Source organism: Paraburkholderia sp. HC6.4b (assembly GCF_014200875.1).
Taxonomy (GTDB): Bacteria; Pseudomonadota; Gammaproteobacteria; order Burkholderiales; family Burkholderiaceae; genus Paraburkholderia; species Paraburkholderia tuberum.
Window position 1 is genome coordinate 28,380 of record NZ_JACHDC010000001.1, and the last position, 22,277, is coordinate 50,656.

21 protein-coding genes are annotated in these 22,277 nt (G+C 66.7%); 4 read left to right on the plus strand and 17 right to left on the minus strand.

Annotated elements, in window-relative coordinates:
- Positions 1–330: 330 nt before the first annotated feature.
- The 8 genes from HDG34_RS00120 to HDG34_RS00155 form a co-directional block, all read right to left on the minus strand.
- Entirely contained in the window at positions 331–2,127 is a 1,797-nt protein-coding gene (locus HDG34_RS00120; RefSeq protein ID WP_184056678.1) for a methyl-accepting chemotaxis protein, read from the minus strand.
- A 357-nt stretch (positions 2,128–2,484) separates the two neighbouring features.
- Positions 2,485–3,414: a ribokinase gene (rbsK, locus tag HDG34_RS00125; protein ID WP_184056681.1), complete on the minus strand. Its 930-nt coding sequence runs from the start codon at positions 3,412–3,414 to the stop codon at positions 2,485–2,487.
- An 86-nt stretch (positions 3,415–3,500) separates the two neighbouring features.
- Complete coding sequence (locus tag HDG34_RS00130) at positions 3,501–4,544, minus strand: LacI family DNA-binding transcriptional regulator (RefSeq protein ID WP_184056684.1); 1,044 nt, start codon at positions 4,542–4,544, stop codon at positions 3,501–3,503.
- 145 nt (positions 4,545–4,689) lie between these two features.
- Positions 4,690–5,793 carry an ABC transporter permease gene (locus HDG34_RS00135; RefSeq protein ID WP_184056687.1) on the minus strand — a complete coding sequence of 368 codons (1,104 nt, stop codon included), beginning with the start codon at positions 5,791–5,793 and terminating at the stop codon, positions 4,690–4,692.
- Positions 5,793–7,385 carry a sugar ABC transporter ATP-binding protein gene (locus tag HDG34_RS00140; RefSeq protein ID WP_184056690.1) on the minus strand — a complete coding sequence of 531 codons (1,593 nt, stop codon included), beginning with the start codon at positions 7,383–7,385 and terminating at the stop codon, positions 5,793–5,795. The genes HDG34_RS00135 and HDG34_RS00140 overlap by 1 nt, the downstream gene beginning before the upstream one ends.
- Positions 7,386–7,676: 291 nt before the next feature.
- Positions 7,677–8,651 (minus strand): sugar ABC transporter substrate-binding protein, encoded by a 975-nt coding sequence (locus HDG34_RS00145; protein WP_184022717.1) that lies wholly within the window; start codon positions 8,649–8,651, stop codon positions 7,677–7,679.
- A gap of 315 nt (positions 8,652–8,966) precedes the next feature.
- Positions 8,967–9,944 carry a magnesium/cobalt transporter CorA gene (gene corA, locus HDG34_RS00150; protein WP_184056692.1) on the minus strand — a complete coding sequence of 326 codons (978 nt, stop codon included), beginning with the start codon at positions 9,942–9,944 and terminating at the stop codon, positions 8,967–8,969.
- Positions 9,945–10,123: 179 nt separating this feature from the next.
- Positions 10,124–10,564 (minus strand): hypothetical protein, encoded by a 441-nt coding sequence (locus HDG34_RS00155; protein WP_260320941.1) that lies wholly within the window; start codon positions 10,562–10,564, stop codon positions 10,124–10,126.
- Positions 10,565–10,903: 339 nt separating this feature from the next.
- Between HDG34_RS00155 and cydX the strand changes: the two genes are divergently transcribed.
- Positions 10,904–11,050, plus strand: coding sequence for a cytochrome bd-I oxidase subunit CydX (gene cydX / locus HDG34_RS00160; RefSeq protein ID WP_184056699.1), 147 nt, complete (start codon positions 10,904–10,906; stop codon positions 11,048–11,050).
- Entirely contained in the window at positions 11,047–11,628 is a 582-nt protein-coding gene (locus HDG34_RS00165) for an ATP-binding protein (RefSeq protein ID WP_184056703.1), read from the plus strand. Before cydX ends, HDG34_RS00165 begins: the two co-directional genes overlap by 4 nt.
- A gap of 116 nt (positions 11,629–11,744) precedes the next feature.
- Here the strand turns inward: HDG34_RS00165 and HDG34_RS00170 are convergent, their stop codons facing one another.
- Both HDG34_RS00170 and HDG34_RS00175 read right to left on the minus strand, forming a co-directional pair.
- The gene (locus HDG34_RS00170; RefSeq protein WP_184056705.1) at positions 11,745–12,842 is read right to left on the minus strand and encodes a saccharopine dehydrogenase family protein; all 1,098 of its coding nucleotides are present in this window, start codon (positions 12,840–12,842) and stop codon (positions 11,745–11,747) included.
- Positions 12,843–13,099: 257 nt separating this feature from the next.
- On the minus strand, positions 13,100–13,558 hold the full coding sequence (locus HDG34_RS00175) for an Lrp/AsnC family transcriptional regulator (protein ID WP_090805298.1): 459 nt from the start codon (positions 13,556–13,558) through the stop codon (positions 13,100–13,102).
- Between the two features lie 355 nt (positions 13,559–13,913).
- On the opposite strand from HDG34_RS00175, the gene HDG34_RS00180 reads away from it, so the two are divergent.
- Together HDG34_RS00180 and HDG34_RS00185 are read left to right on the plus strand one after the other, a co-directional pair.
- Positions 13,914–14,423: a Spy/CpxP family protein refolding chaperone gene (locus HDG34_RS00180; protein WP_184056708.1), complete on the plus strand. Its 510-nt coding sequence runs from the start codon at positions 13,914–13,916 to the stop codon at positions 14,421–14,423.
- Positions 14,424–14,689: 266 nt separating this feature from the next.
- On the plus strand, positions 14,690–15,127 hold the full coding sequence (locus HDG34_RS00185; RefSeq protein ID WP_184056710.1) for a PGDYG domain-containing protein: 438 nt from the start codon (positions 14,690–14,692) through the stop codon (positions 15,125–15,127).
- Between the two features lie 40 nt (positions 15,128–15,167).
- On the opposite strand, the gene HDG34_RS00190 is transcribed toward HDG34_RS00185, so the two are convergent.
- The 7 genes from HDG34_RS00190 to HDG34_RS00220 form a co-directional block, all read right to left on the minus strand.
- Positions 15,168–15,533 carry a DUF3022 domain-containing protein gene (locus HDG34_RS00190; protein WP_184056713.1) on the minus strand — a complete coding sequence of 122 codons (366 nt, stop codon included), beginning with the start codon at positions 15,531–15,533 and terminating at the stop codon, positions 15,168–15,170.
- Between the two features lie 96 nt (positions 15,534–15,629).
- Entirely contained in the window at positions 15,630–16,529 is a 900-nt protein-coding gene (locus HDG34_RS00195; RefSeq protein WP_184056716.1) for a YhfC family intramembrane metalloprotease, read from the minus strand.
- Positions 16,530–16,612: 83 nt separating this feature from the next.
- On the minus strand, positions 16,613–17,707 hold the full coding sequence (locus tag HDG34_RS00200) for a LacI family DNA-binding transcriptional regulator (protein ID WP_184056719.1): 1,095 nt from the start codon (positions 17,705–17,707) through the stop codon (positions 16,613–16,615).
- Positions 17,708–17,761: 54 nt separating this feature from the next.
- On the minus strand, positions 17,762–18,727 hold the full coding sequence (locus HDG34_RS00205) for a D-glycerate dehydrogenase (RefSeq protein WP_184056721.1): 966 nt from the start codon (positions 18,725–18,727) through the stop codon (positions 17,762–17,764).
- Positions 18,727–20,016 carry an MFS transporter gene (locus tag HDG34_RS00210; RefSeq protein ID WP_184056724.1) on the minus strand — a complete coding sequence of 430 codons (1,290 nt, stop codon included), beginning with the start codon at positions 20,014–20,016 and terminating at the stop codon, positions 18,727–18,729. Before HDG34_RS00210 ends, HDG34_RS00205 begins: the two co-directional genes overlap by 1 nt.
- 123 nt (positions 20,017–20,139) lie before the next feature.
- Positions 20,140–21,123: a sugar kinase gene (locus HDG34_RS00215; RefSeq protein ID WP_260320942.1), complete on the minus strand. Its 984-nt coding sequence runs from the start codon at positions 21,121–21,123 to the stop codon at positions 20,140–20,142.
- Positions 21,124–21,288: 165 nt separating this feature from the next.
- Positions 21,289–22,083: a sugar phosphate isomerase/epimerase gene (locus HDG34_RS00220; protein ID WP_184056727.1), complete on the minus strand. Its 795-nt coding sequence runs from the start codon at positions 22,081–22,083 to the stop codon at positions 21,289–21,291.
- Between the last annotated feature and the right edge of the window lie 194 nt (positions 22,084–22,277).

The window sequence follows — 22,277 nt, forward strand, 5'->3', positions numbered from 1 at the left end:
TTCGCAGGACGTAGCAATATGTGGGAACCACCTGTTGGAGGTGCGGGCAGCCGCGCGCCGCGCAAACGGATCGGGGCCGTGCCCGTCAATGTACCGGATCGCGACACGCGCCGGTGAAAGGCGGCGGCGCGCAAACGTTAATTCTTGCCGCAGCTGAAAAAAACCGCGCATGGGGTGTCCAGGCGCGGCTTTTCGCGAAGCGATCGTCGCGGGTGCGACGCGGATGCCGGACAGCTAGCGAACGGGAACGGCCGTTGCGCCGAACGGCGCGTCTCGACTCACCTCAGGCACGAGAGCGCCGCCGCCCATGTACACCTGATCCGAGCCAGCTCAGAAGGTCTCCCAATCCTGATCGCTGCCGGCCGTCGCCGCGGATCTGGCCGGCGCGCGCGCGGGCGTGGACGTGGAGGCGGCCGCTACCGGCGGCGCGACAGCGGCCGCGGCCTGGATCGATGACTTCGCCGGCAACGCCGCCTGCGCGGTAGCCGGCGCGAGCTTGCGCGCGCGTGTGGCGACCCGGCTCGTGGACACCGGGCGCTTCGGCGCCGCAAGCGCCGACGCCGCTTCGTGACCGCCACGGCCGCTGTCGTCGACCTGGAACACCGCGACCGCGCTGCGCAGCCGCGCCGCCTGCTCCTCGAGCGACGACGCGGCGGCGGCCGCTTCCTCGACGAGCGCCGCATTCTGCTGCGTGACCTCGTCCATCTGCGTGACCGCGCGCGCGACCTGGTCGATGCCGCCGCTCTGCTCCTCCGACGCCGCCGCGATCTCGCCCATGATGTCGGTCACGCGCTGCACCGCGCCGATGATTTCGCTCATCGTGCGGCCGGCCTCGTCGACGAGCGCCGAGCCCGACTGCACGCGCTCGACCGACGTATCGATCAGCTCCTTGATCTCCTTGGCCGCCGCCGACGAACGCTGCGCGAGGCTGCGCACTTCGCCCGCGACGACCGCGAAGCCGCGCCCCTCCTCGCCGGCGCGCGCCGCCTCGACGGCTGCGTTCAAGGCGAGGATGTTGGTCTGGAAGGCAATGCCTTCGATGATCGAGATGATGTCGGCGATCTTCGCCGAGCTCTGGTTGATGTCGCCCATCGTGCCGACCACCTGGCCGACCACCGCGCTACCCTTGTTGGCGATCTCGGACGCGTTGGCCGCGAGCGCGCTCGCCTGGCGCGCGTTGTCGGCATTCTGCCGCACCGTGCCGGTCAGCTGCTCCATGCTCGAGGCGGTTTCCTGCAGCGCCGACGCCTGCTCCTCGGTCCGCGACGACAGGTCGATGTTGCCCGCCGCGATCTGGCGCGTCGCGGTCGCGATCGACTCGCTACCGCCGCGCACGCTGCGCACCGTTTCGGTGAGGCTGCGCTGCATTCTGGCGATTCCTTCGAGCAGTTGCCCCATTTCGTCGCGCGATGTCGCGATCACCGGACGACGCAGATCGCCGGCCGCAATCGCATCGAAGTGGCCGAGCGCTTCGTCGAGCGGACGCGCGATCGAGCGGCTCAGCGTCAGATACGACAGCGCCGCCGCCAGCACGCCGACCACCAGCGCGCCGATGCTGACCACGCGGAACGTCTGGAAACTGCTCTGCGCGGAGTCGAAGCCCTCCCTGGCCGAATCGAACTGGTATTTGCGCAGTGCGTCGTCGGCGCCGACGAGGTCGTTGAAGACGACCTGCAGATTCTTCGCGTGCTCGACCAGCTTGCCCTGATCGTTCGCCGTGATCGCCACCGCGAACGTTTCGAGTTGCTGATGCAGCGCGTTGCGCTTCGCGGCGACGTCCTGCGCAAGCCGGTCTTCGTCCGCGTTGCGTGGCAGATCGAGATATTTTTTCCACCACATGTCGGACGTGCCACCCAGCATGCGCCCGCGCTCGATGGTGGTGGCCGCTTCCGGTGTGCCGACCAGGAACGCGGCGCGGTCGAGCGCGAGTCGTTCGCGCGCCGCGTAGATTTCCGCGTTGCCGATGTTCACCGCGCCCGGCATCGCGTTGGTGAACGTGTCCTCATAGGCGTCGTTCGAACGGCTCATGCCGAACAGACCGAAAACGCCGATCGCAACCAGCAACGCGGCGAGGAATGCCATCGTGAGGCCAATTCGCGCCTTGATCGTGATGCCTTTATTCAACATGCTGGGTCCTGTGTGCTGTGCTCAATGAGAGGCCGCTGCCTACGCAGCGTGGGGGCGGCGTGTGTTGGGTCCGGCGCTTTTTTGAAAGAGCGCTCTAATTTCCGTTTACGGCAGCGCACTCATAGACTTGAAGCATTTAAAAGGTATGAACAAAGACGTTGTAAGACGTTGAAAGCAAGTTGACTGGAAATGAGTGTGTTCGCGGCGCGCAGGGAAACGCGGCGATATTCGTCAAAGCACGATTTTTGACGGTTTGGCGGCGGGAATGGGTGGAGATGCGAGCCGTTCGGAGTCGCCCTAAGCGGTGGCAGGACAGTTCGATCAGGCAGCGTGCGCGGTGCCAATGCCGCCGCGGCGTCAGTCCGATGCGTCGACCTCGGAGCGCGTCGGAATCGATGGCTGTGCGCCCGCGCGCGTCACCGATAGCGCGGCGGCGCGCTGCGCGAAGCGGATCGCCGCATCGGCGCTCGCGCCCTGCGCGAGCTGCGCCGCGAAGCCGCCGATGAAGGTGTCGCCGGCCGCGGTCGTGTCGACCGCCTCGACGCGCGGCGCGTCGTACAGCGTCGCGGCCGCGCCTTCGAGCGACGCATGCACGCCGCGCGCACCGAGCGTGACCAGCACGTTGCGTGCGCCGGCCGCGCGCAATGCGGCGGCGGCCCGTGCGGCGTCCTCGGGCGAGTCGACGGGCAGACCGCTCAGCGCGGCGGCTTCGAGTTCGTTCGGAATCAGGTAGTCGATCAGCGGCAGCCAGTCGGCCGGCAACGGGCCGGTGGCGGGCGCCGGATTCAGGATCACGGTCTTGCCGAGCCGCCGCGCCGCCGCCAGCGCCGCGCGCACCGATTCGGGCGGGGTTTCGAGCTGACAGACCACGACGGCGGCGGCGGCGAGCGTCGCTTCGTGTCGCGCGATGGTGGCCGGCGTGACCTCGCCGTTGCTGCCCGCGACGATCACGATCGTGTTCTGGCTCGCATCGTCGACGACGATCAGCGCAACACCGCTCGGCTCCCTGCCGGTTTCGAGCGCGGCGCAGTCGATGCGCTCCGCTTCGAGGCCCGCGCGCAGCTGCGCGCCATTCGCATCGGCACCGACGCAGCCGAGCATCGACACCTGCGCGCCGAGCCGCGCGGCCGCGACCGCCTGATTGCCGCCCTTGCCGCCCGCGACCTGCGCGAAGCCGCGGCCGGCCAGCGTCTCGCCCGGTTGGGGCAGGCGTGGCGAACGCACCACGAGGTCCATGTTCAGACTACCGACCACCGTGACGCGTGCGCGCGTTGGGTTGCTTGCCACTCGAGTGTCCTCCGTTGCGCGACGGGTCGCGTCGCTATTGCGCGCGCGTCCTTCGAGCGCCCCTCATGCGTCCTTGATCCGGCGCATCAGGCCGCCAGATCCCGCCGTTCCTCGCCCGCCCATGTCGCGGTGGACTCCCGCACGATCAGCCGCGGCGACACCACGCGGCGGCGCGCAGGCGCTCGCGTGGTGCGGTTCGACGACGCCTCGGCGATCCGGTCGATCAGCGTCTGCGCGGCGGTGTCGCCAAGCGCGCGCACCGACTGTCCGACCGTCGACAGCGACGGGAACGTGAAGCGGCCCAGCTCGATATCGTCGAAACCGATGATCGAGCAATCGCGCGGCACGCTGATATTGCGCTCCGCCGCCGCGCGCAACGCGCCGATGCCCATCATGTCGTTGCCCGCGAAAATCGCCGACGGCCTGACCGTATCGAACAGCTGCGCGGCCGCGCGATGTCCGCCCGTCCCCGAAAAATCGCTTTCGACGATCGCATCGGCCGGAATCTCGATGCCACGCTCGGCCATCGCGCGAATGAAGCCGTGCACCCGCATCGCGCTGACCGCGGTCTGCACCGGCCCCGTGATGCAACCGATCCGCACATGCCCGAGCTCGAGCAGATGCCGGGTGGCCAGATACGCGCCCTTCTCGTGATCGATCTGCACGAGGTCCGCGCTGACTCCCTCGATGTTGCGGTCCACCACCACGAGCGGCTCGCGCGCGTCGGCGAGCGCCTGCGCGAGCACAGCGTCGTCGCCGGCCGACGCGACGATCAACCCGTCGATGCGTTTTTCCTGCAGCACGCGCAGATAGTTGCGCTGCTTAGCGGGGTCATCGTCGGAGTTGCAGAAGAACACGCAGTAGCCATTGCGCGCGCAGCCGTCCTCGATGCCGCGCGCGAGCTCCGCGAAATACGGGTTCGTGCTGTTCGGCACCACCAGTCCGATCGTCGCGGTCGCGCGCGACTTCAGCGAGCGCGCGACCGCCGACGGCACATAGTGCAGTTGACGGATCGCGTGCTCGACTTTCGCGCGCACATCGGCCGACACCGGCCGCGAGTTGTTCACGACGTGCGATACCGTCGTGAACGACACGCCCGCCACCGCCGCTACATCCTTGATCGTCGTCATAACCTGTTGCTCTCCTGTCGATCGGAGTTAGCGCTTTAGCGCTTACTCCGATCCCATGCAGTTTCATCGCGGTCGATCGGAGTTAGCGCTTTAGCGCTTACTCCGGTCCCATGCAGTCATTCATCGTTGCGCGGCGGCTCCCACCTCAGGCGCGTTTGCGACGGCTGCGGTACGTATCGAGCACCACCGCCACCACGATCACCGCGCCGGTGATCATGCGCTTGGTCGGCTCGTTCGCGCCGATCTGCGCGAGACCCGCCGCCAGCACCGAAATGATCAGCACGCCAAAGAACGTGCTGATAACCGAACCACGCCCGCCCATCAGACTCGTGCCGCCGATCACGACCGCCGCGATCACCTGCAGCTCCAGGCCGACACCCGCATTCGGATCGGCCGCCTCGAGCCGCGAGATCTGGAACAGCGCCGCGAGTCCGGACAGCGCGCCCATCAGCGCGAACACGATCACCTTGTACGGCCGCGGATTGACGCCCGCGAGCCGCACCGCTTCCTCGTTGGTGCCGATCCCGACCAGATAGCGCCCGAATACCGTGCGCGTCAGCACCAGCTGCGCGATCACCATCACCGCGACCGCCATCAGAAAGGCCGGCGAGATGCCAAGCGCGATCGGGTTCGACAGAAAATCGAACGCATCGCCGATATACGCGGTGCGCGAATTGGTCATCTGATACGCCATGCCGCGCGCCGCCTCGAGCACGCCGAGCGACACGATGAACGACGGAATTCGCCAGCCCACCGTCACCGCGCCGGTCACGGTGCCGGTCAGCGCCGCGACCGCGACCCCGAGCAGCGCGCCGGCAGCTGGCCCCCAGCCCCACTTCAGCGTCACCACGCTGACCACCGACGCCCCGAGCGCGAGCACCGAGCCCACCGACAGATCGATCCCCGCGATGATCAGCACGAAGGTCATGCCGACCGACATCACGACGAGATCCGGAATCTGGTTCGCGATCGTGCTGAACGTGTCGTAGGTCAGAAAGTGCGAACTCAGCAGTGAGAACAGCACGATCATCGCGAGCAGCGCGCCGGCGAGGCCCAGGTAGTTCGAAAAGCCGAGCCGCGTGCCGGCCGGCTTGCCGCTCGCGAGCGGCGCCGACGGATCGGCGGGCGGCGTCACGGCGGGCGCGTCCGGCGCACCGCCTTGCTTGCCGTCCTGCTGGCCATCCTGCTGGCCGCCCAAATGGCCGTCCTGTTTGACACCCGCTGCCTCGCGCCACGATTGATCGGTCATCACAGACTCCCTGCTTCGTTGACGCCGTGCGTGTGCAGCAGCGCGTCACGGCCGCGGTAGCCGGCGAACGCAGCCGCGAGCAGCGCATCCTGGCTCCAGCTCGCGCGCTCGAACACGCCTGTCATGCTGCCCGCCGACATCACGCCGATCCGGTCGCAGATCAGCATCAGTTCGCGCAGATCGCTCGACACCACGACGAGCGCACGGCCGTCGCGAGCGAGCGCGCCCATCAGGCCGTAAATATCGAACTTCGCGCCGACGTCGATGCCGCGCGTCGGTTCGTCGAACAACAGCACGCGGCACTCGCGCGCGAGCCAGCGGCCGATCACGACCTTCTGCTGGTTGCCGCCCGACAGCTCGCCGACAACCTGCGCGGGCCCCGAGCTGCGAATCCGCATCGCGGCGATCTGCTTGTGCGCCAGCGCGTTCTCGCGCTTCGCGTCGACCACGCCGTGCCGCGCGACGCTGCCGAGATTGCCGAGCGACAGGTTGGCCGCGATCGGTTGCGGCAGCAGCAGGCCTTCGCCCTTGCGGTCTTCGGTGATCAGCGCGATACCCGCGCGTACCGCGTCCGCCGGCGAGTCGATTCGCACCGGCGTAGGCGGCGCGCCCGGCGTCGCGGCGAGCGACACGCTGCCGCCGTCCTTGCGGTCGGCGCCGTAGATGAGCCGCATCAGCTCGGTGCGGCCCGCGCCGATCAGTCCGCTCACACCGAAAATCTCGCCCGCGCGCACCTCGAACGACACGTCGCGCACGACCTTGCCGCGCGCGAGCCGCTCCACTTTCAGGAGCGGCGCGCCGATGTTGCGCTCGCCGAGATCGATATGCTCGCCGAGCTCGCGGCCGACCATCCACGTGACGATCTGCTCGCTCGTCAGGTTCGCCATCGCGTCGACATGCACGAGGCGGCCGTCGCGCAGCACCGCGACCCGTTCGGCGACCCGCGCCAGCTCTTCGAGCCGGTGCGAGATATAGACGAGCGCGACGCCGCGAGCCTTGAGCCGCCCGATCTGCTCGAACAGCAGATTGACCTCGCGCGCGGTCAGCATCGCGGTCGGCTCATCGAGGATCAGCACGCGGCAGTCGTCGATCAGGTTGCGGGCGATCTCGACCATCTGCTGATGACCGATGCCCAGTTCGCCGACCAGCGTTCCGGGATCGATCGCGTCGAGCCCGACCTGCGCCATCGCCTCGCGCGCGTTCTCGCGCAGCTTGCCGCGATCGATCCAGCCGAAGCTGAACGGGCCCGCACGCGGCAGCCGGTTCAGGAACAGGTTCTCGGCGACCGACAGCGTAGGCAGCAGATTCAACTCCTGCATGACCATGCGCACGCCGAGCGCCTCGGCCTCGGTGCGGCTCGCGGGCGCGTACGGCGCGTCGGCAAGCCGCATCGTGCCCGCGCTCGCTTCGACCAGCCCGCCGATGATCTTCGACAGCGTGCTCTTGCCCGCGCCGTTCTCGCCGGTCAACGCCAATACCTCGCCCGCTCGCAGCGACAGCGATACGTCGGCGAGCACCGGTTCGGCATAGGTCTTGCCGATGCCGCTGACGCTCAGTACGACAGGCAAGGCGTCGTGGTCGGTCGAATCCATCGCGCTCCTGGTTGCATGGCGCTTCTGGCGCCTTCGTGGCGCCCCATTACGCGGAATGCACAGCTGCTCATGGCCGCGCTCCCTCTCACCACGCGAGCCGCCGTCACGACGCTTATCTCTGGGATTAACGGCGGTGCGGCGGGATTCTTGAGCGTTCGTTGAATAAAAGCGGATCGCTGGGTGGTGGTTTGCCTCTAAAACACGCTATCCATAATTCGTGGTGATTTTTGCGGCTTCCCGTGCGTTTTTCCGGCTGCGCCCGGCTCGTGCTTCACGCCGGGCGCGGCGCGCTTACTTCAGGGTGTCCTTCGTCACCAGAACGACCGGCGTTTCGACGACGCCCGACAGCTGCGACTGCTTCTTGTTTTCGCTCAATGCCTTCAACGCGGTATCGATGCCGAACACGGCCTGCTTCGCCGCGAACTGGTCGGCGGTGGCGAGCACGCGGCCGTCCTTCAGCATCGGATGAATCGCGTTGATGTTGTCGTAGCCGACCACCAGCACCTTGCCCTGCTTGCCGGCCGCGCGCACGGCCGACACCGCGCCGATCGCCATGTTGTCGTTGCCGGCGAGCAGCGCCTTCAGGTTCGGATACTCGTTGAGCATGGCCGATGCGACCGCGTTGCCCTTGTCGATTTCCCACTCGCCCGACTGCACCGACACGACTTTCGCGCCGACTGCCTGCATCGCGTCCTTGAAGCCCGCGGTACGCTGCTGCGCGTTGGTGGTGGTCGACACGCCTTCGAGGATGCCGACCTCGTCGCCGGCCTTCAGGCGCTTCGCGAGGTAGTCACCGACGAGCCGCGCGCCCTTGCGATTGTCGGGGCCGACGAACGGCACGTTCAGGTCTTTCGACTTCAGCACGTCCGGATCGAGCCGGTTGTCGATGTTGACGACGATGATGCCCGCGTCGACCGCCTTCTTGACGACCGGCACCAGCGCCTTCGAATCGGCCGGCGCGAGCACGATCGCGTCGACCTTCGACACGATCATCTGCTCGACGATGCGGATCTGGTTGGCGGTGTCGGTTTCGTCCTTGATGCCGTTGGTGATCAGGTCGAACTTGCCGGGGTTCTGCTTCTGATAGTCTTTCGCCCCGGTCTCCATGGTCAGGAAGAACTCGTTGGCGAGCGACTTCATCACGAGCGCGACCTTCGGCTTATGAGCCGGGGCGTTCTGCGCGTGGGCGGCGGAAAAAGGCAGGACGGCGGAGGCGGTGGCGAGAACTGCGGCGGCAAGAATGCGACGACGGGTTCGATGGCTCATGCGTATCTCCAAGGTTGTCAGGCTCGCGGGCGAGCCGTATTTTTTGTGATGCGCAAACGTTTGCGAGGCCCATTCTCAGCGCAAGCTCTTCGGAATGTCAACGATTCGCGCTGTTGCAACGCACCGGCGCGCAACATCTGCGGCGCCGCAATGCGCTCGATCGATCCGGGCAGCGTGTGGCAAGGTTCCCTCGCTCAGTTCGTGCAGTCGATGACGCCTGTGCGTCGCGTGCGGCGCGACACACAGGCCGCTTATGCTGGCCTGGTATCGCGCGCGCCGCAAGTGAAACCCCGAGGAAATTGAACGGCGCGCCAGCTACAGCCAGCCGGCCTTGCGAAAACGCCGGTACAGCACGCAGTCGATCGCCAGCATCACCGCCAGCACGACCGGATAGCCGAACTTGAAATGCAGCTCGGGAATGCGCTCGAAGTTCATCCCGTAGATGCCGGCGATCATGGTCGGCACCGCGAACAGCGCCGCGAACGAGCCGAGCCGCTTGGTGATTTCGCTCTCGGCGAGCGAGATCATGCCGAGGTTCACCTGCACCGCCGTGACGACGATTTCGCGGCGCCCCTCGATGGTTCTGACGATCCGGTCGAGGTGGTCGTAGACGTCGCGGAAGTACGCCTGCATGCCTGCGCAAACACTCGGAATGCGGCCGCCCGTCAGTTTGCCGACCGCTTCCTGCAGCGGCACGATATGGTGCTGGAGGATCACGAGCCGGCGCTTCATCGAGTACAGGTCCTGCACGATCGCGCGCGAGGCGGCCGAATCGTTCTTCTCGAAGATGCGGTCCTCGAGCGTTTCGAGTTCGGTGCTCATCGCCTCGATGATCGGGAAATAACGGTCGACCACGTCGTCGATCAGTGCGTACAGCACGAACGCCGAGCCTTCCTTCAACAGATGCGGCTCGCGCTCGCAGCGCGTCCGCACGCTCTGGAAACCGGTGCGCGTGCCGCGGCGCACCGACAGCACATAGTTGGTGCCGGCGAACACATCGACTTCGCCGATCACCAGCTCGCCTGTCTCATCCATCTCGACCGTGTGCATCACGGTGAAGACCGAATCGCCGTACTCCTCGATTTTCGGGCGCTGATGACCGTGTTGCGCGTCTTCGATCGCGAGCTCATGCAGATTGAATTCGTCTTTCATGGCCGCGAGTTCCTCCGGCTCCGGGTCTTTTAGTGCGACCCAGACGAAGCACTCGCGCCGCGAGACGTAGTCGCTGATGCTGTCGATATCGATGTCGGCGAGTTTCCGGCCGTCCTGATAGGCGGCGCAATTGATCAGCATGTTCGGATTACCTTGCATACAAAAGCAGACCTCGCCACCCTCTCACGTAAGCATTGCGTAAGACGGTCGACGGGTCTGCATGAACGGACAAGCACGCTTCCAGCCGGCTTGAATCAGCCGCCATGTTAAGACGTGCCGCGTGAGCCGCGCGTTTCCAATTGTTAATGCGCGACGACAGGCTACTGCGCGACCCGCTGCAGGCCGATGCGGTGATCGTCGTTGAACGTGACCGAGGCGCGGTTCGTGTAGCGCGGGTCGGCCGTCACGACGAAGTTCAGCTCGATGACCGGATCGAACTGCGTCGATACGCCGATCCGATGCGCGCCGGGCCGCAGATAGAACACCACGTGCTCGCCGTTCATCAGGTCGGTCACGCGCTCGCCGTCGATATAGACGAGCGCATTGCGGAACCGCACGATCACGTCGCGCGAACGCTCGCGCCGCACGTCCACCGCGACGAGGCCGGGGCCCGGCGCCGTATAGCCCTGTCTGACGATGCGCTCGGCAGGCACCGGTTTGAACGGTACCGGCTCGGCCGGCGTCGACGCGCAGCCGGCCAGCGTGAGCACGCTGAGCGCGACGCATGCGGCCAACGCGGCGCAGCGTGCGGACCCGGCCATCCGTGCGGCTCGGCAGCGGCAAGACAGGCGCCTCGGCATGCTGGTTCTCCCCTGTACTCTCGATTGCGGCCCGCGTTTCCGACTACGCGGCGTGGGTCGTCGCTCCGCGTCCGCCGGTTCGGCGGACACGGTACGCTCGTACGCATCACCGTTGCGCATCATAGCAACGCGCGGACATACCGCCAGCCACGGCGCACGGAACTCGGGCGCCGCGCCTCTTGCATGGCGCGGCGTTCTTCTTCATGATCGGTGCAGGCGGCCGCGCTCGCGGCTGGCCATCGTCGGTTGCCGGCATGCCTGTCGATCCGCATCGCCGGACGCACGATCAAGGAGACTGCGATGTGGTATTTCACCTGGATTCTCGGCGTGGGTGTGGCGCTCGGCTTCGGCATCATCAACGTGATGTGGCTCGAGGCCAACGGCACGTTCGCGCGCGACCCGCGCCCCGATGACGCCGCCGCGCCGCGTGAGGACAAGCCTGCGTGACTTCTCTGGTTTTCTTTTGCGGTCATGCGGGCACGGGCAAGACGACGCTGGCGAAAAAACTGCTCGGCCCGCTGATGAAAGTGAGCGGCACCCCCTTCTGCCTGCTCGACAAGGACACGCTGTACGGCGGCTATAGCGCGGCCGCGATGGCGATGCTGACCGGCAATCCGAACGATCGCGACAGCCCTCTTTTCCTGCAGCATCTGCGCGACCCCGAGTATCGCGGCCTCATCGATACGGCGCGCGACAATCTCGAACTCGGCATCAGCGCGTTGGTCGTCGGCCCGCTGTCTCGCGAGGTGCGCGAGCGGCGGCTGTTCGATCATGCCTGGCTCGGCGTCGCGTCGGACGTGAGGTTGCGTGTCGTGTGGGTGCGGACCTCGGAGGACGTGGCGCGGCAGCGGATCGTCGCGCGCGCGAATCCCAACGATGCGTACAAGCTCGCGCACTGGGACGACTACCGGCGGCGGCGCTTCGAGCCGAGCGGCGCGAGCCGCGAGGGTCTGCTGATGTTCGACAATACCGCGCCCAGTTCGGCGGACCATGAAGCGCTCGTCGCGCAAATCGTGGCTGGATGACGGCCCTCCCTTGTGTCTGGCGAGTGCCGCGCTGGTCCGATGATGGCTGAAAAACGGAAAATCCCCGTACGTCGGCGACATACGGGGATTTTCATTTGACGCGAGCCATGCCGGCCTCAAACCGTCGCCATTGCCTCCAGCGACTGACCTTCGTACAACTTGCCGAAGCGGTTCGCCAGAAAATCGCCGAGCGACACCTGCTCCTGCCGCACGAAGCCCTTTTGCGCCAGCTTGCGCTCGCGGAACAGATCGAGCACCGCGCACATCGCGCCGGCGGTCGTGATCTGAATCGCGCTCATCGGCACCCCGCAGACGGTCTTCGCGAAGATCTTGCGCGTGAACACCTCCTGCACGAGCTGACCGTCGCGCATGCCGCTCACGGTGATGAACACCAGCACGACATCTTGCGCGGTCGACGGCACCGAGCGGCGCATGATGGTCTTCAGCGTATCGCGGTCGCTCGACAAACGCAGGTCTTCGAGCAGGAACTGCATCAGGTTGCGATGACCCGGATAGCGCACCGACTTGTAGTCGAGCGATTCGACGCGGCCCGCCAGCGTTTCGCACAGCGTGCCCAGCCCGCCCGACGTGTTGAACGCTTCGTACTCGGTGCCGTCGAGCGAGAAATGCTCGAGGCCTTCGAGCGGCTGCACCCATTGCGTGCGGCCATCCCGGATGGCCTCGCACGGCTGGCAGTACTCGTTGATCAGGCCGTCGACGCTCCACGTCAGGTTGTACTTCAGCGCATTGGTCGGAAACTCGGGCAGCGCGCCGACGCGCATCTTCACGTCGCGGATTTCCGTGAAGCGATTCGCGAGCTCGTGCGCGGCAATGCCGATGAAACCCGGCGCGAGACCGCACTGCGGCATGAATGCGTGATCGGCATCTGCGGCGATCGCGCGGATCGCGTGCGTCGCGCGTACGTCCTCGGTCAGGTCGAAATAATGGACATCCGCGCCCTTCGCGGCCGATGCGACGTTGACCGCGAGGTAGTACGGCAGCGCGTTGATCAGCACGTCGAAGCCCTGGATCGCGGCGCGCAGCACGGCGGCGTCGGCGGAATCGATGCGGCGGGTGGGAATGCCCTGGGCGGCGAGCTTGTCGAGCGCGTGCTGATCGCGGTCGAACGCGACGACTTCGTAGTCGCCCGTCTCGCGCAGCATATGGGCAATGGTGTGACCGATCAGACCTGCGCCAACGATAGCTACTTTCATCTGCTTCTCCTTGTTATCCATGTGCTGTCTCTGAGCTTGGGAAGTGCGCCGCGTGTTGCGCGCGGCGCCTGCGGGCCGAACCCCTGAATGACAGTGTAGGAAGAAGCAAAAACAGTTCATACGCGCAAACTGCTGCGGTATGACCATGCGGTTCGACGTTCTGACGAATCGGTCAAACGATTTGTCGAAACAGCGTAAAAAAGGCGTCAACGATGAACTCTCGCAGCACTCGCGAAGAGGTTACGCCGCGCGCCGACTCACACCGTGCCGCGGTCGATCTTGCGCGCGAGAATGATCGACGTCGTGGTCCGCTCGACGCCCTCTAGTCCGCCGATCTGATCGAGCAGATCGTTGAGCCGCTCGGGCGAATCGGCGCGCAGCCATGCCACGTAGTCGAACTCGCCGCTGACCGCGCACAGCATCTGGACTTCGGGCATTTTGCCGAGGCGTTTCTGCACGGCCGGTCCGTGCTTCGGCGCGATGATGATGCCGACATACGCAACGATGCTCGAATCGAGCACGTCCTGGCCAAGCCTCACGCTGTAGCCGGCGATCACGTTGCTGCGCTCGAGCCGCGCAATGCGCGCGATCACGGTCGTGCGCGCGACGCCGAGCTGCCGCGCAAGATTCGCGACGCTCTCGCGCGCGTTGGCTTGCAGCAGTGCAACGAGGTTGCGGTCGAGGTCGTCGAGCTGGTCGAGGCGCGGAGGTCTCATCGAAGGGGAAGGAAGTTGGTGTGGAATGAAGTTGGTGTGGAATGTCGCGGATTATCGCGCGTCTGCACGCAGCGGCGCCATGTCACGCGCTACGGTCACAGATGCACGGCACACTGTGGGGCGGCCTCGGCGCAGTATGTCGGCGCGATTGCCGCTCAGGCGCGAGCCGTTTCGCGTTCGTTTCGGTTGTAAGCGTTTGTCGCACACGCACCGTATTGTAGGGTTAACGTGTTACTAATAGCGGCGCCGGGCGAATGCGGCAGCCGCTTGCGGTGCGGCGCCATTCGCCGCTGGCGCGGGGCAAGACGCTCGCCGCGCGCCGTGTCTCAATAACGAACAGACATCAGGAGTTTCGATGAAAAAAGCACTGGTTATGCTGGCTACGGCCGTTTCGATGGGCGGCGCGTTCGCCCAAACCGCCGCGCCGGCCGCCGCGCCGGACACCACGGCCTCGGCCTCCGCGGCCAAGGCCGGCCACGAACGCAACGTCGAAGACCGCATCGCTTATCTGCACTCGCAACTGAAGATCACGCCCGCGCAGGAAACGCAATGGAAGGCGTTCGCCGACGTCATGCGCAGCAACGGCGAAACGATGGGCCAGTTGTTCGAGCAGCGCAAGGCGGCCACCAACGTGAGCGCGCTCGACGACATGAAACAGTACGCAACGATCGCGCAGGCGCATGCGGACGGCATGAAGAAGCTCGTCGATGCGTTCGATCCGCTGTATAGCAGCCTGTCGCCGGAGCAGAAGAAGCTCGCCGACGCGACGTTCCACCAGGGCGGCCCCGAGGGTCATCATCGCGGCCACCATGGCAAGGGCGGCAAGCCCGCGGCAGCCGCGAGCGACGCGACTGTCAAGCCGTAATGAAAGAGCGCCCGCGGCGGGGGTTGCCCCGTTGCGGGCGAGGGTCCGTTCGGACGCGGTTGATTTCGGCAATTCCGATGGCGCCCGAACAGCGGCTTTCTCACCACGCCTCAGCCTTTCGCCTCCCCCGCCCGGCTCATGCATCTGGCATTATTCGGGGGCGCGCTGTCTGGGCCGGCTACCCGTCCCAGCGACTCGACGCACGATCGCCGCAAAGCGGCAAGTCTCGCCGCAACGCTCGCCCCCCCTAATCTTCCACCCGCTTCATGACCGAACTCAGGAATCTCGATTTGCGTGACGATCCGCACGCCCAACGCGTCGTCAAGGACGAAACGGTAAGCGTCGAATTCGCCGCCGCCGAAGGCCAGTTGATGAGCCTCGAAGGCCCGAACCGCTATGTGCGCGGCGATGCGCTGATCACCGGCTCGACAGGCGAGCGCTGGGTCGTGTCGCGCGAGCGCTTCGATGCGAAGTACCTGCCCGCCGACGCCGCGCTCGCGCACGGCGAAGCCGGCGCCTACCGCAATCGCCCGGCGGTCGTACTCGCCCGCCAGATGGACGAGTCCTTCTCGCTCGCGCGCTGCGCGAGCGGTGGCGACGTGCTGCACGGCGCGGCCGGCGACTGGGTCATGCAGTACGCGCCCGGCGACTACGGCGTCGTGCAGGCCGCGCGTTTCGCGAAGGTCTATCGGCTCGCGGATTGAATCCGCTTCGCCCGCGCTTCATTCGCGCTTCATTCGCGCGTCACGCGAACTCGTCGCCGAGATCGACCGTGACTTCGCGCGGGACCGCCTCGCCATTCGCGTACATTTCTTCGAGCGAGCCCAGGCTCGCTTCGACGTACGCGCGCAATACCGCAAAGCTGCGGCCACGCAACCGCGCCGGCATCGCGCGATAACGCGCGAGCGCCGCCGGCGCGATCGCGACCGTCATCACGATACGGCGCGCGGTGGAACCGAAGCGCATTGCTACCCAGTGAACCGTCAGTGTGGGCGTGCCATCGTCGGCGGCACGCTCGATGAACTGCGTCTGCTCGGGAAACAGATCGCTGATGACGCGCGCGAGCTCGTCGAACTCCGGATGCGCGCAGTCGTATTGGTAAGCTTCCATGAAGGCTGCCGGGAAAAGAAGGTCCTGAAACGTAGGCGCATTTTAGAGAAACGCTGAAGGGATAGCGAGGCGCCTGCTGTCCAGCGGCTCATCCGCTCACGCCGCCGCCGGCCGCCGGTAAGTCCGTATCAGCAGTCCCGCGACGAACACCGCCGCCACCCCATAGATCGTATCGGCCGCCGCGAGCGGCAGCAGCCGCGCCTGCGTCATTGCCGCGGGCACGTCGATCAGCGCGTGCACCCCGATCGCGAGCGGCAGGATGCCGCGCGAGCCGGCCCGCACGCCGCGCCACATCAGCACCGACAGGCCGATCTGGAACACCAGCGCCGCGACGCGTTCGAGCGCGAAAATGCCGGCCAGTTGCGGCGTCAGGCTCGCGAGAATCAGATGCACGCGCATCACCGCTTCGGCCGGCAGATTGCCGAGGTAATCGCCGAGCCGGCCACGGTTTTCGAGGACCGCGAACACGAGCCACTGGAACTGCACGAACACGCCGACCATCCACGCTTCTGCGCCGCCGTGGCCGAGGCCGTAGCTGAGCGCGGCGCCATCGTCGGCGCGCAATGCGGCGGTGCGCGTGTCGGCGGTCGTGCTGGCGGCGGGGCTCGCGCCCGCGCTTGCAGCGACGCCGGCGGGCGCGTCGACGTTCGCCTTTTTGCGCACCGCCGGCCGCGCCGCCGCGCGCTTCATGAGCAGCCGCATGCCGACGAACCGCCCCACTTCCTCGCAAACGCCCGCGGCCAGCGCACCATAGACGACGAACGCGAGCGGCTGCGAAAGGAACGCCGCGGTCGTCTCGTTGCCACGCAACAGATAGTCGTGCAGTGCACGCTCGATGACCATCGCGAACAGCGCGAACACCGCGACGCCGGCGATCGCGTCGCGTGGCCGAAGCGCGAGCGGACGGCGCAATTGTCGGTAAATCAGAAACGGTAAAGCGGCGATGACGAGCGTGGCGAGCGCGAGGCTCGCGAGGGTAAGCGGTGGCACGACCATGAGTATCCTTGCGGGGTTCCTTGCAATCCCCGGCGCGCAACCGCTGCGCGCCGCAGCCCGCATCATCGCAGATTGGCCGGAAATCAGCGTGCGGTCGACGCACGCACGATCAGCTCGCCGGGCAGCAGGCAGTCGCGCGCGCCCGTCTGCGCGCCTTCGATGCGCTCGTGCAGGAATTCGACCGCGCGATAACCGATGTCGTAGGTCGGCTGGCGGATCGTCGTGATGCCGGCGAGCTCGGCCCACTCCGGATCGTCGATGGAAAGCAGCGCGACGCGGCTCTGCCAGTGCGCGCCGTAACGCGCGTTCAGATGCAGCGCGAGACGCAACGCGACCGGTGCGTTGGCCGCGAACAGCGCGACGCGTGGGGAGGCGCCGGCGGGCTCGGCACCGGCCCCGCCTGGCGAGTCGATCGCACGATCCAGCTCCGCGAGACCGCGCTCGAGCGCAGTTGCATCGGCGAGATCGAGCACCAGCGTACGACCGCGCGCGCGGCCATCGTCGCGCATCGCCCGATCGAATGCTTCGACGCGCAACTGCCGCGAGCTGACCTGCTCGAACGGCTGCACGACGAACCAGATGTGCTCGAAGCCCCGTTCGAGCAGATGCCGCGTACCGAGCGCGGCGGCCGCGCCATTGTCGAGACCGACCATGTCGGCGACCAGCCCCTCCACGCGCCGATCGACCAGTACCGCCGGAATCCCGCCGTCGCCGACCGGCCGCAACGTCTCCTCGCGCACGCCTAGCGCGTTGACGATCACACCTTCCACGCGGTACGTGGTCAGCAGTTGCAGATAACGCCGCTCCATCTCGACTTCGTTCGCCGCGTGGCAAATCAGCGGCATCAAGCCGAGCGCGTGGCACGCGGCCTCGACGCCTTGCAGCACTTCGACGGAGTACGGATTGGTCAGGTCGGCGACCAGCATGCCGACCAGCCGGTTGCGGCCGCGCTTCAGGCCGCGCGCCATCTGGTTCGGCTGATAGTCGAGCCGCGCGATCGCGGCTTCGATGCGCGCGCGCAGCTCGGGCGACAGCGCGCTGAACTCGCCGTTCAGATAGCGCGAGATGCTGGTCTTGCCGGTGCCGGCTTCACGCGCGACATCGGTGATCGTCGCGCGTCGCGGCGGCGCGCTCGGGGGACCAGGCGGCATGCTGGCCGGGGGCGGGGTCGTGCTCATTCGCTCATCGCTCGTGCCGGTCCGAGGACGGGAGCTTGCGCGCCGCCCTGCGAATCACTTCGCCAGGACGTCACGGTTGACGATGTTGGTCGTCAACGTGCCGTCGAGCGCGGCGACCAGGTTCTCCGCCGCGTTGAGCGCCATCGCATGACGGGTCTCGTGCGTCGCCGAGCCGATATGCGGCAATGCGACCACGTTCGGCATGGCGAGCAACGGCGAGTCGGCAGGCAACGGTTCGGTGTCGAACACGTCGAGGCCCGCGCCGTGAATCGTGCCGTTGCGCAGCGCCTCGATCAGCGCCGGTTCGTCGACGGTCGCGCCGCGTGAAGCGTTGATCAGGATCGCGCTCTTCTTCATCGCGCGCAGTTCGGCGGCGCCGATCAGATGCCGCGTCTCTCGCGTGAGCGGCACCTGCAGACAGACGAAATCGGACTGCGCGAGCAATTCAGCCAGCTCGACGCGCCGCGCGCCATACGCCTGCTCCGCTTGGTGGTTCGCGCTGCGGTTCGTATACAGCACCTTCATGTTGAAGCCATGCGCCGCGCGTCGCGCGACCGCGCCGCCGATCCGACCCAAGCCGACGATGCCGATCGTCTTGCCCTGCACGTCGAGCCCGAACTGCGCGGGCCCGATGCTCGTGCGCCACTGCCCCGCCTTGACCCAGTCGGCCAGTTCGACGACGCGCCGCGCGCACGCGAGGATCAGCGAGAACACGGTATCGGCGGTCGATTCGGTCAGCACGTCCGGCGTGTGCGCGAGCACGATGCCGCGGCGCGTGAGGTCGTCGACGTCGAACTGGTCGTAGCCGACCGAGATCGTCGACAGCGCCTTCAGCCGGCTCGCGCCTTCGAGCATCGCCGGCGTGATCTGCACGCTCGCGCCGATGCCGCCGTCGGCGTCGCGCAGCGCGGCGACCAACGCATCATGCTGAGACGGATCGACCTGCACGACCTGCGCATGCTGTTGCAGATAGGCGAGCACATCCTCGGGCAGCGACTTCCAGGCGACGATCTTGTTCATCAGCTAATTTTCCTTGTGACGGTGGGACGAGCGGAGCCACGTTGTTCGGCGGCGGCCGGCTTGACGGCGAGCGTGAGGATCACCGCGGCGACGAGCGCCACGCTCATGAATGCATACGATGCCGCGGGCGACCCGGTCGCGCCGTTCAGATAACCGACCACGTACGAGCCGACGAACGAACCGAGCGCGCCCATGCTGTTGATCAGCGCCATCGCGCCGCCCGCGACGTTCTTCGGCAGCAGTTCCGGAACGATCGCGAAGAACGGTCCATACGGCGCGTACATCGCCGCGCCCGCGATCACGAGCAGCGCATACGAGACCCAGAAATGCGCGGAGCCGAGCCCGTACGACGCCGCGAACGCAATCGCACCGATCAGCAGGAACGGCCACACGAACACCTTGCGGCGGTTGAGTTTATCCGATGCCCACGAAGCTGCAAGCATCGCGATCGTCGCGGCCAGATACGGCAGCGCCGACAGCCAGCCGGTTTCCACCATGCCGAACGACGAGCCGTTCTTCAGGATCGACGGCAGCCACAGCACGAAGCCGTACACGCCGATGCTCCAGCAGAAATACTGCGCGCACAGCTTGATGACCGCGGGCGTGCGAAACGCCTCGCTGTAGTTGCGCACCGGCTTGATCGCGGCCTGCTCCGCGCGCAGCGTCTGCGCGAGCGCGTCTTTTTCCTCTTGCGTGAGCCACGACACCTGCTCGGGCTTGTCCTTGACGAGGAACCACCAGCAGATCGCCCAGATGATCGCGGGCGCGCCCTCGGCGATGAACATGTGCCGCCAGCCGAACGAATGCACAAGATAGCCGGACACGACCGACATCCACAGCACCGTGACCGGATTGCCGAGGATCAGGAACGTGTTCGCGCGCGAGCGCTCGCTCTTGGTGAACCAGTTGCTGATGAAGATCAGCATCGCCGGCATTACCGCGGCTTCGACGACGCCGAGCAGGAAGCGGATCGCCATCAGCGACGGAATGTTGCTGACCATGCCGGTCAACGCCGCGCAGCCGCCCCACAGAACGAGGCTCCAGAACACCAGTTTCTTCACGCTGCGGCGCTCGGCATAGATCGCACCCGGAATCTGGAAGAAGAAATAGCCGAGGAAGAACAGCGCGCCGATCAGCGACGCGAGCCCCTTGCTGATGCCGAGATCCTGGTTGATGCCGGCCGCCGACGCGAAGCCGAAATTCGCGCGATCCAGATACGCGAGGCTGTAGGTGATGAACACGATCGGCATGATCGTCCACCAACGGCGAATCGCAAGTGATGAGGTCATGGAAGTCTCCTTGGACGGCGTCGTCCCGAATCAATGATGAAAAAATCTGGGCGCGCTGTGGGCGCTCTTGTTGTCGTCGATGCTGGTTGTGGATGCAGCGCTATCGATGCGGTCCGATCCGCGTCAGGCCGCGCTTGCGATGTCCGGTACCTCGGCCAGCTCCAGTGCGTCGAGTTCGGCGCGGCTCGGCAAACCTTCCGAATCGCCGATCACCTGGATCGCGAGCGCGCCGATCCGGTTGCCACGCGCGACCGCCTGCGCGAGCGTGCGGCCTTCGAGCAGCGCGCTGATCACGCCGACCGCGAAACCATCGCCCGCGCCGACCGTATCGACGACGCTCGCGACCGGCCGGCCAGCGATCGTCGCGGCATCGGTCGCGGTGCGGTAATACGCGCCCTGCGCGCCGAGCTTGACGATCACGCCGCGCGCGCCGCGCTCGAGATAGAACTTCGCGATGTCCTCCGGCTGCGTGTGGCCGGTCAGAATCTCACCCTCGCCGATGCCGGGCAGCACCCAGTCGGCGAGCGCGGCGAGCGCGTTCAAGCCTTCGACCATCGCCGCGCGCGAGGGCCACAGCGTCGGACGCAGGTTCGGGTCGAACGAGATCGTCCTGCCTGCAGCGCGCATTTCGCGGGCCAGGTGGAATGCGAGTTCGCGCGAGCTTGCCGAGATCGCCGGGGCGATGCCGGTCAGATGCAAATGACGCGCGGGCAGCACGTAATCGGCGAGGTAGTCATCGAGCGACAGATGGCTCGCCGCCGAGCCCTTGCGGAAGTATTCGACCGCCGGGTCGCTGCCGTCGTCGCTCTTCGACTTCAGCTGGAAGCCGGTCGGATGGCGCGCGTCGGTGCTCACGCATTGCTGGTCGATGCCCTCTTTCGTCAGCGTGTCGCGCACGTACCGGCCGAACGAATCGTCGCCGACGCGGCTCATCCAGCCCACCCTGAAGCCAAGTCGGGACAAGCCGATCGCGACGTTCAGATCCGCGCCGGCGATGCGCTTCGTGAAGTGCCCGACGCCCGCGAGCGGGCCGGCTTCGGCGGCGACGAACATCGCCATCGCTTCGCCGTAGGTGATCACGTCGAGCGCGGGGTAAGGGTGCGTCATGCTGGGCTCCTGGTGGTGCTTCTGATGCGGTGATTCGTGTTGCGTGGAATGCGTTCTTTGCTGCCTGGGTTGCTGCCTGGGTTGCTGCCGGGGTTGCTGCCTGAGTTGCCGCCTCGTCTGCTATACGGCTTCGACCGAGGCGCTTCGTGATGCCGCGTCGCGCGTCTACACGCGCGCAAGCCAGCTCACATAACGCGCGGCATCCGCGTCGATCCGGCTCGGATCGAACGGAAACTCGATGCCGCGCGGCACCTCGCGCGGCAGCCGGTCGAGGAGCGCGCGCAATGGCGCGTCATCCTCGGCCGGCGCGCTCGCAAAGCGCCGCGCGCCCTCGCCCGTGGTGGTCTTGCAATGGATGTACTCGACGTACGGCGCGAGCTGCGGCGCGATGGATAGCGGCGCGACGTCGAGCCACGCCCAGTTGCCGGTATCGAAGGTCATGCCGAGCACGCCAGCGTGGCCTTCACGCGCGAGCGCATCGAACAGCCCGACGAACTGCGCGGGCGAGCCGCCCTGCGCCAGTTGCCCGTTTTCGACGACGAGCCGTGGCTGCGCACCGCCCGTGGTGCCCGAGCCGCTCGCGACGTGCGCGACGATGGCCGCGCCGTGAGCCTCGCCCGCGAAGCCGCCGAGTTGCAGCTTGACAAAGCGCGCGCCGAGCGCGGCCGCCTGATCGAGCGCGACACGCAGTGCGTCGGTATCGAGCTGGCCGTCCGCCGCGTACAACGATGCCGGCGTCGAGAACACCGACCACAGCCCGAGATCGGCCAACGCCGCGCCGAGCGCGCGCAGCCGTTGCGGGTCCGCGTCCGCGTCGCTCGCGAACAGCTCCCGGCGCACTTCGAAACCCGCTGCGCCGGCGCGCTTTGCCGCCTGCGCCCATTTCAGATGGCCGTCGGCGCGCACGGCGTTCACACCGAACGCGCTGGCGACGACCACGATCTCCACTGCATCAGCCATATCCAACTCACGCAATTCTGAAGCGAAACCGCTTTTGGAACCGGTTCCAACTAAACTTCGAAAAAAAGCGCCGAGGCGCTGCGATGTGCGAATGGTGCTCGGGACAGCCATCGCGCACCATAGAGGAAATCCCCAGGCGCGGCCGGCATACGGCGAGCGTAAAGCGAAGCGCGCCGGCCACGGCAGCGCCCCGC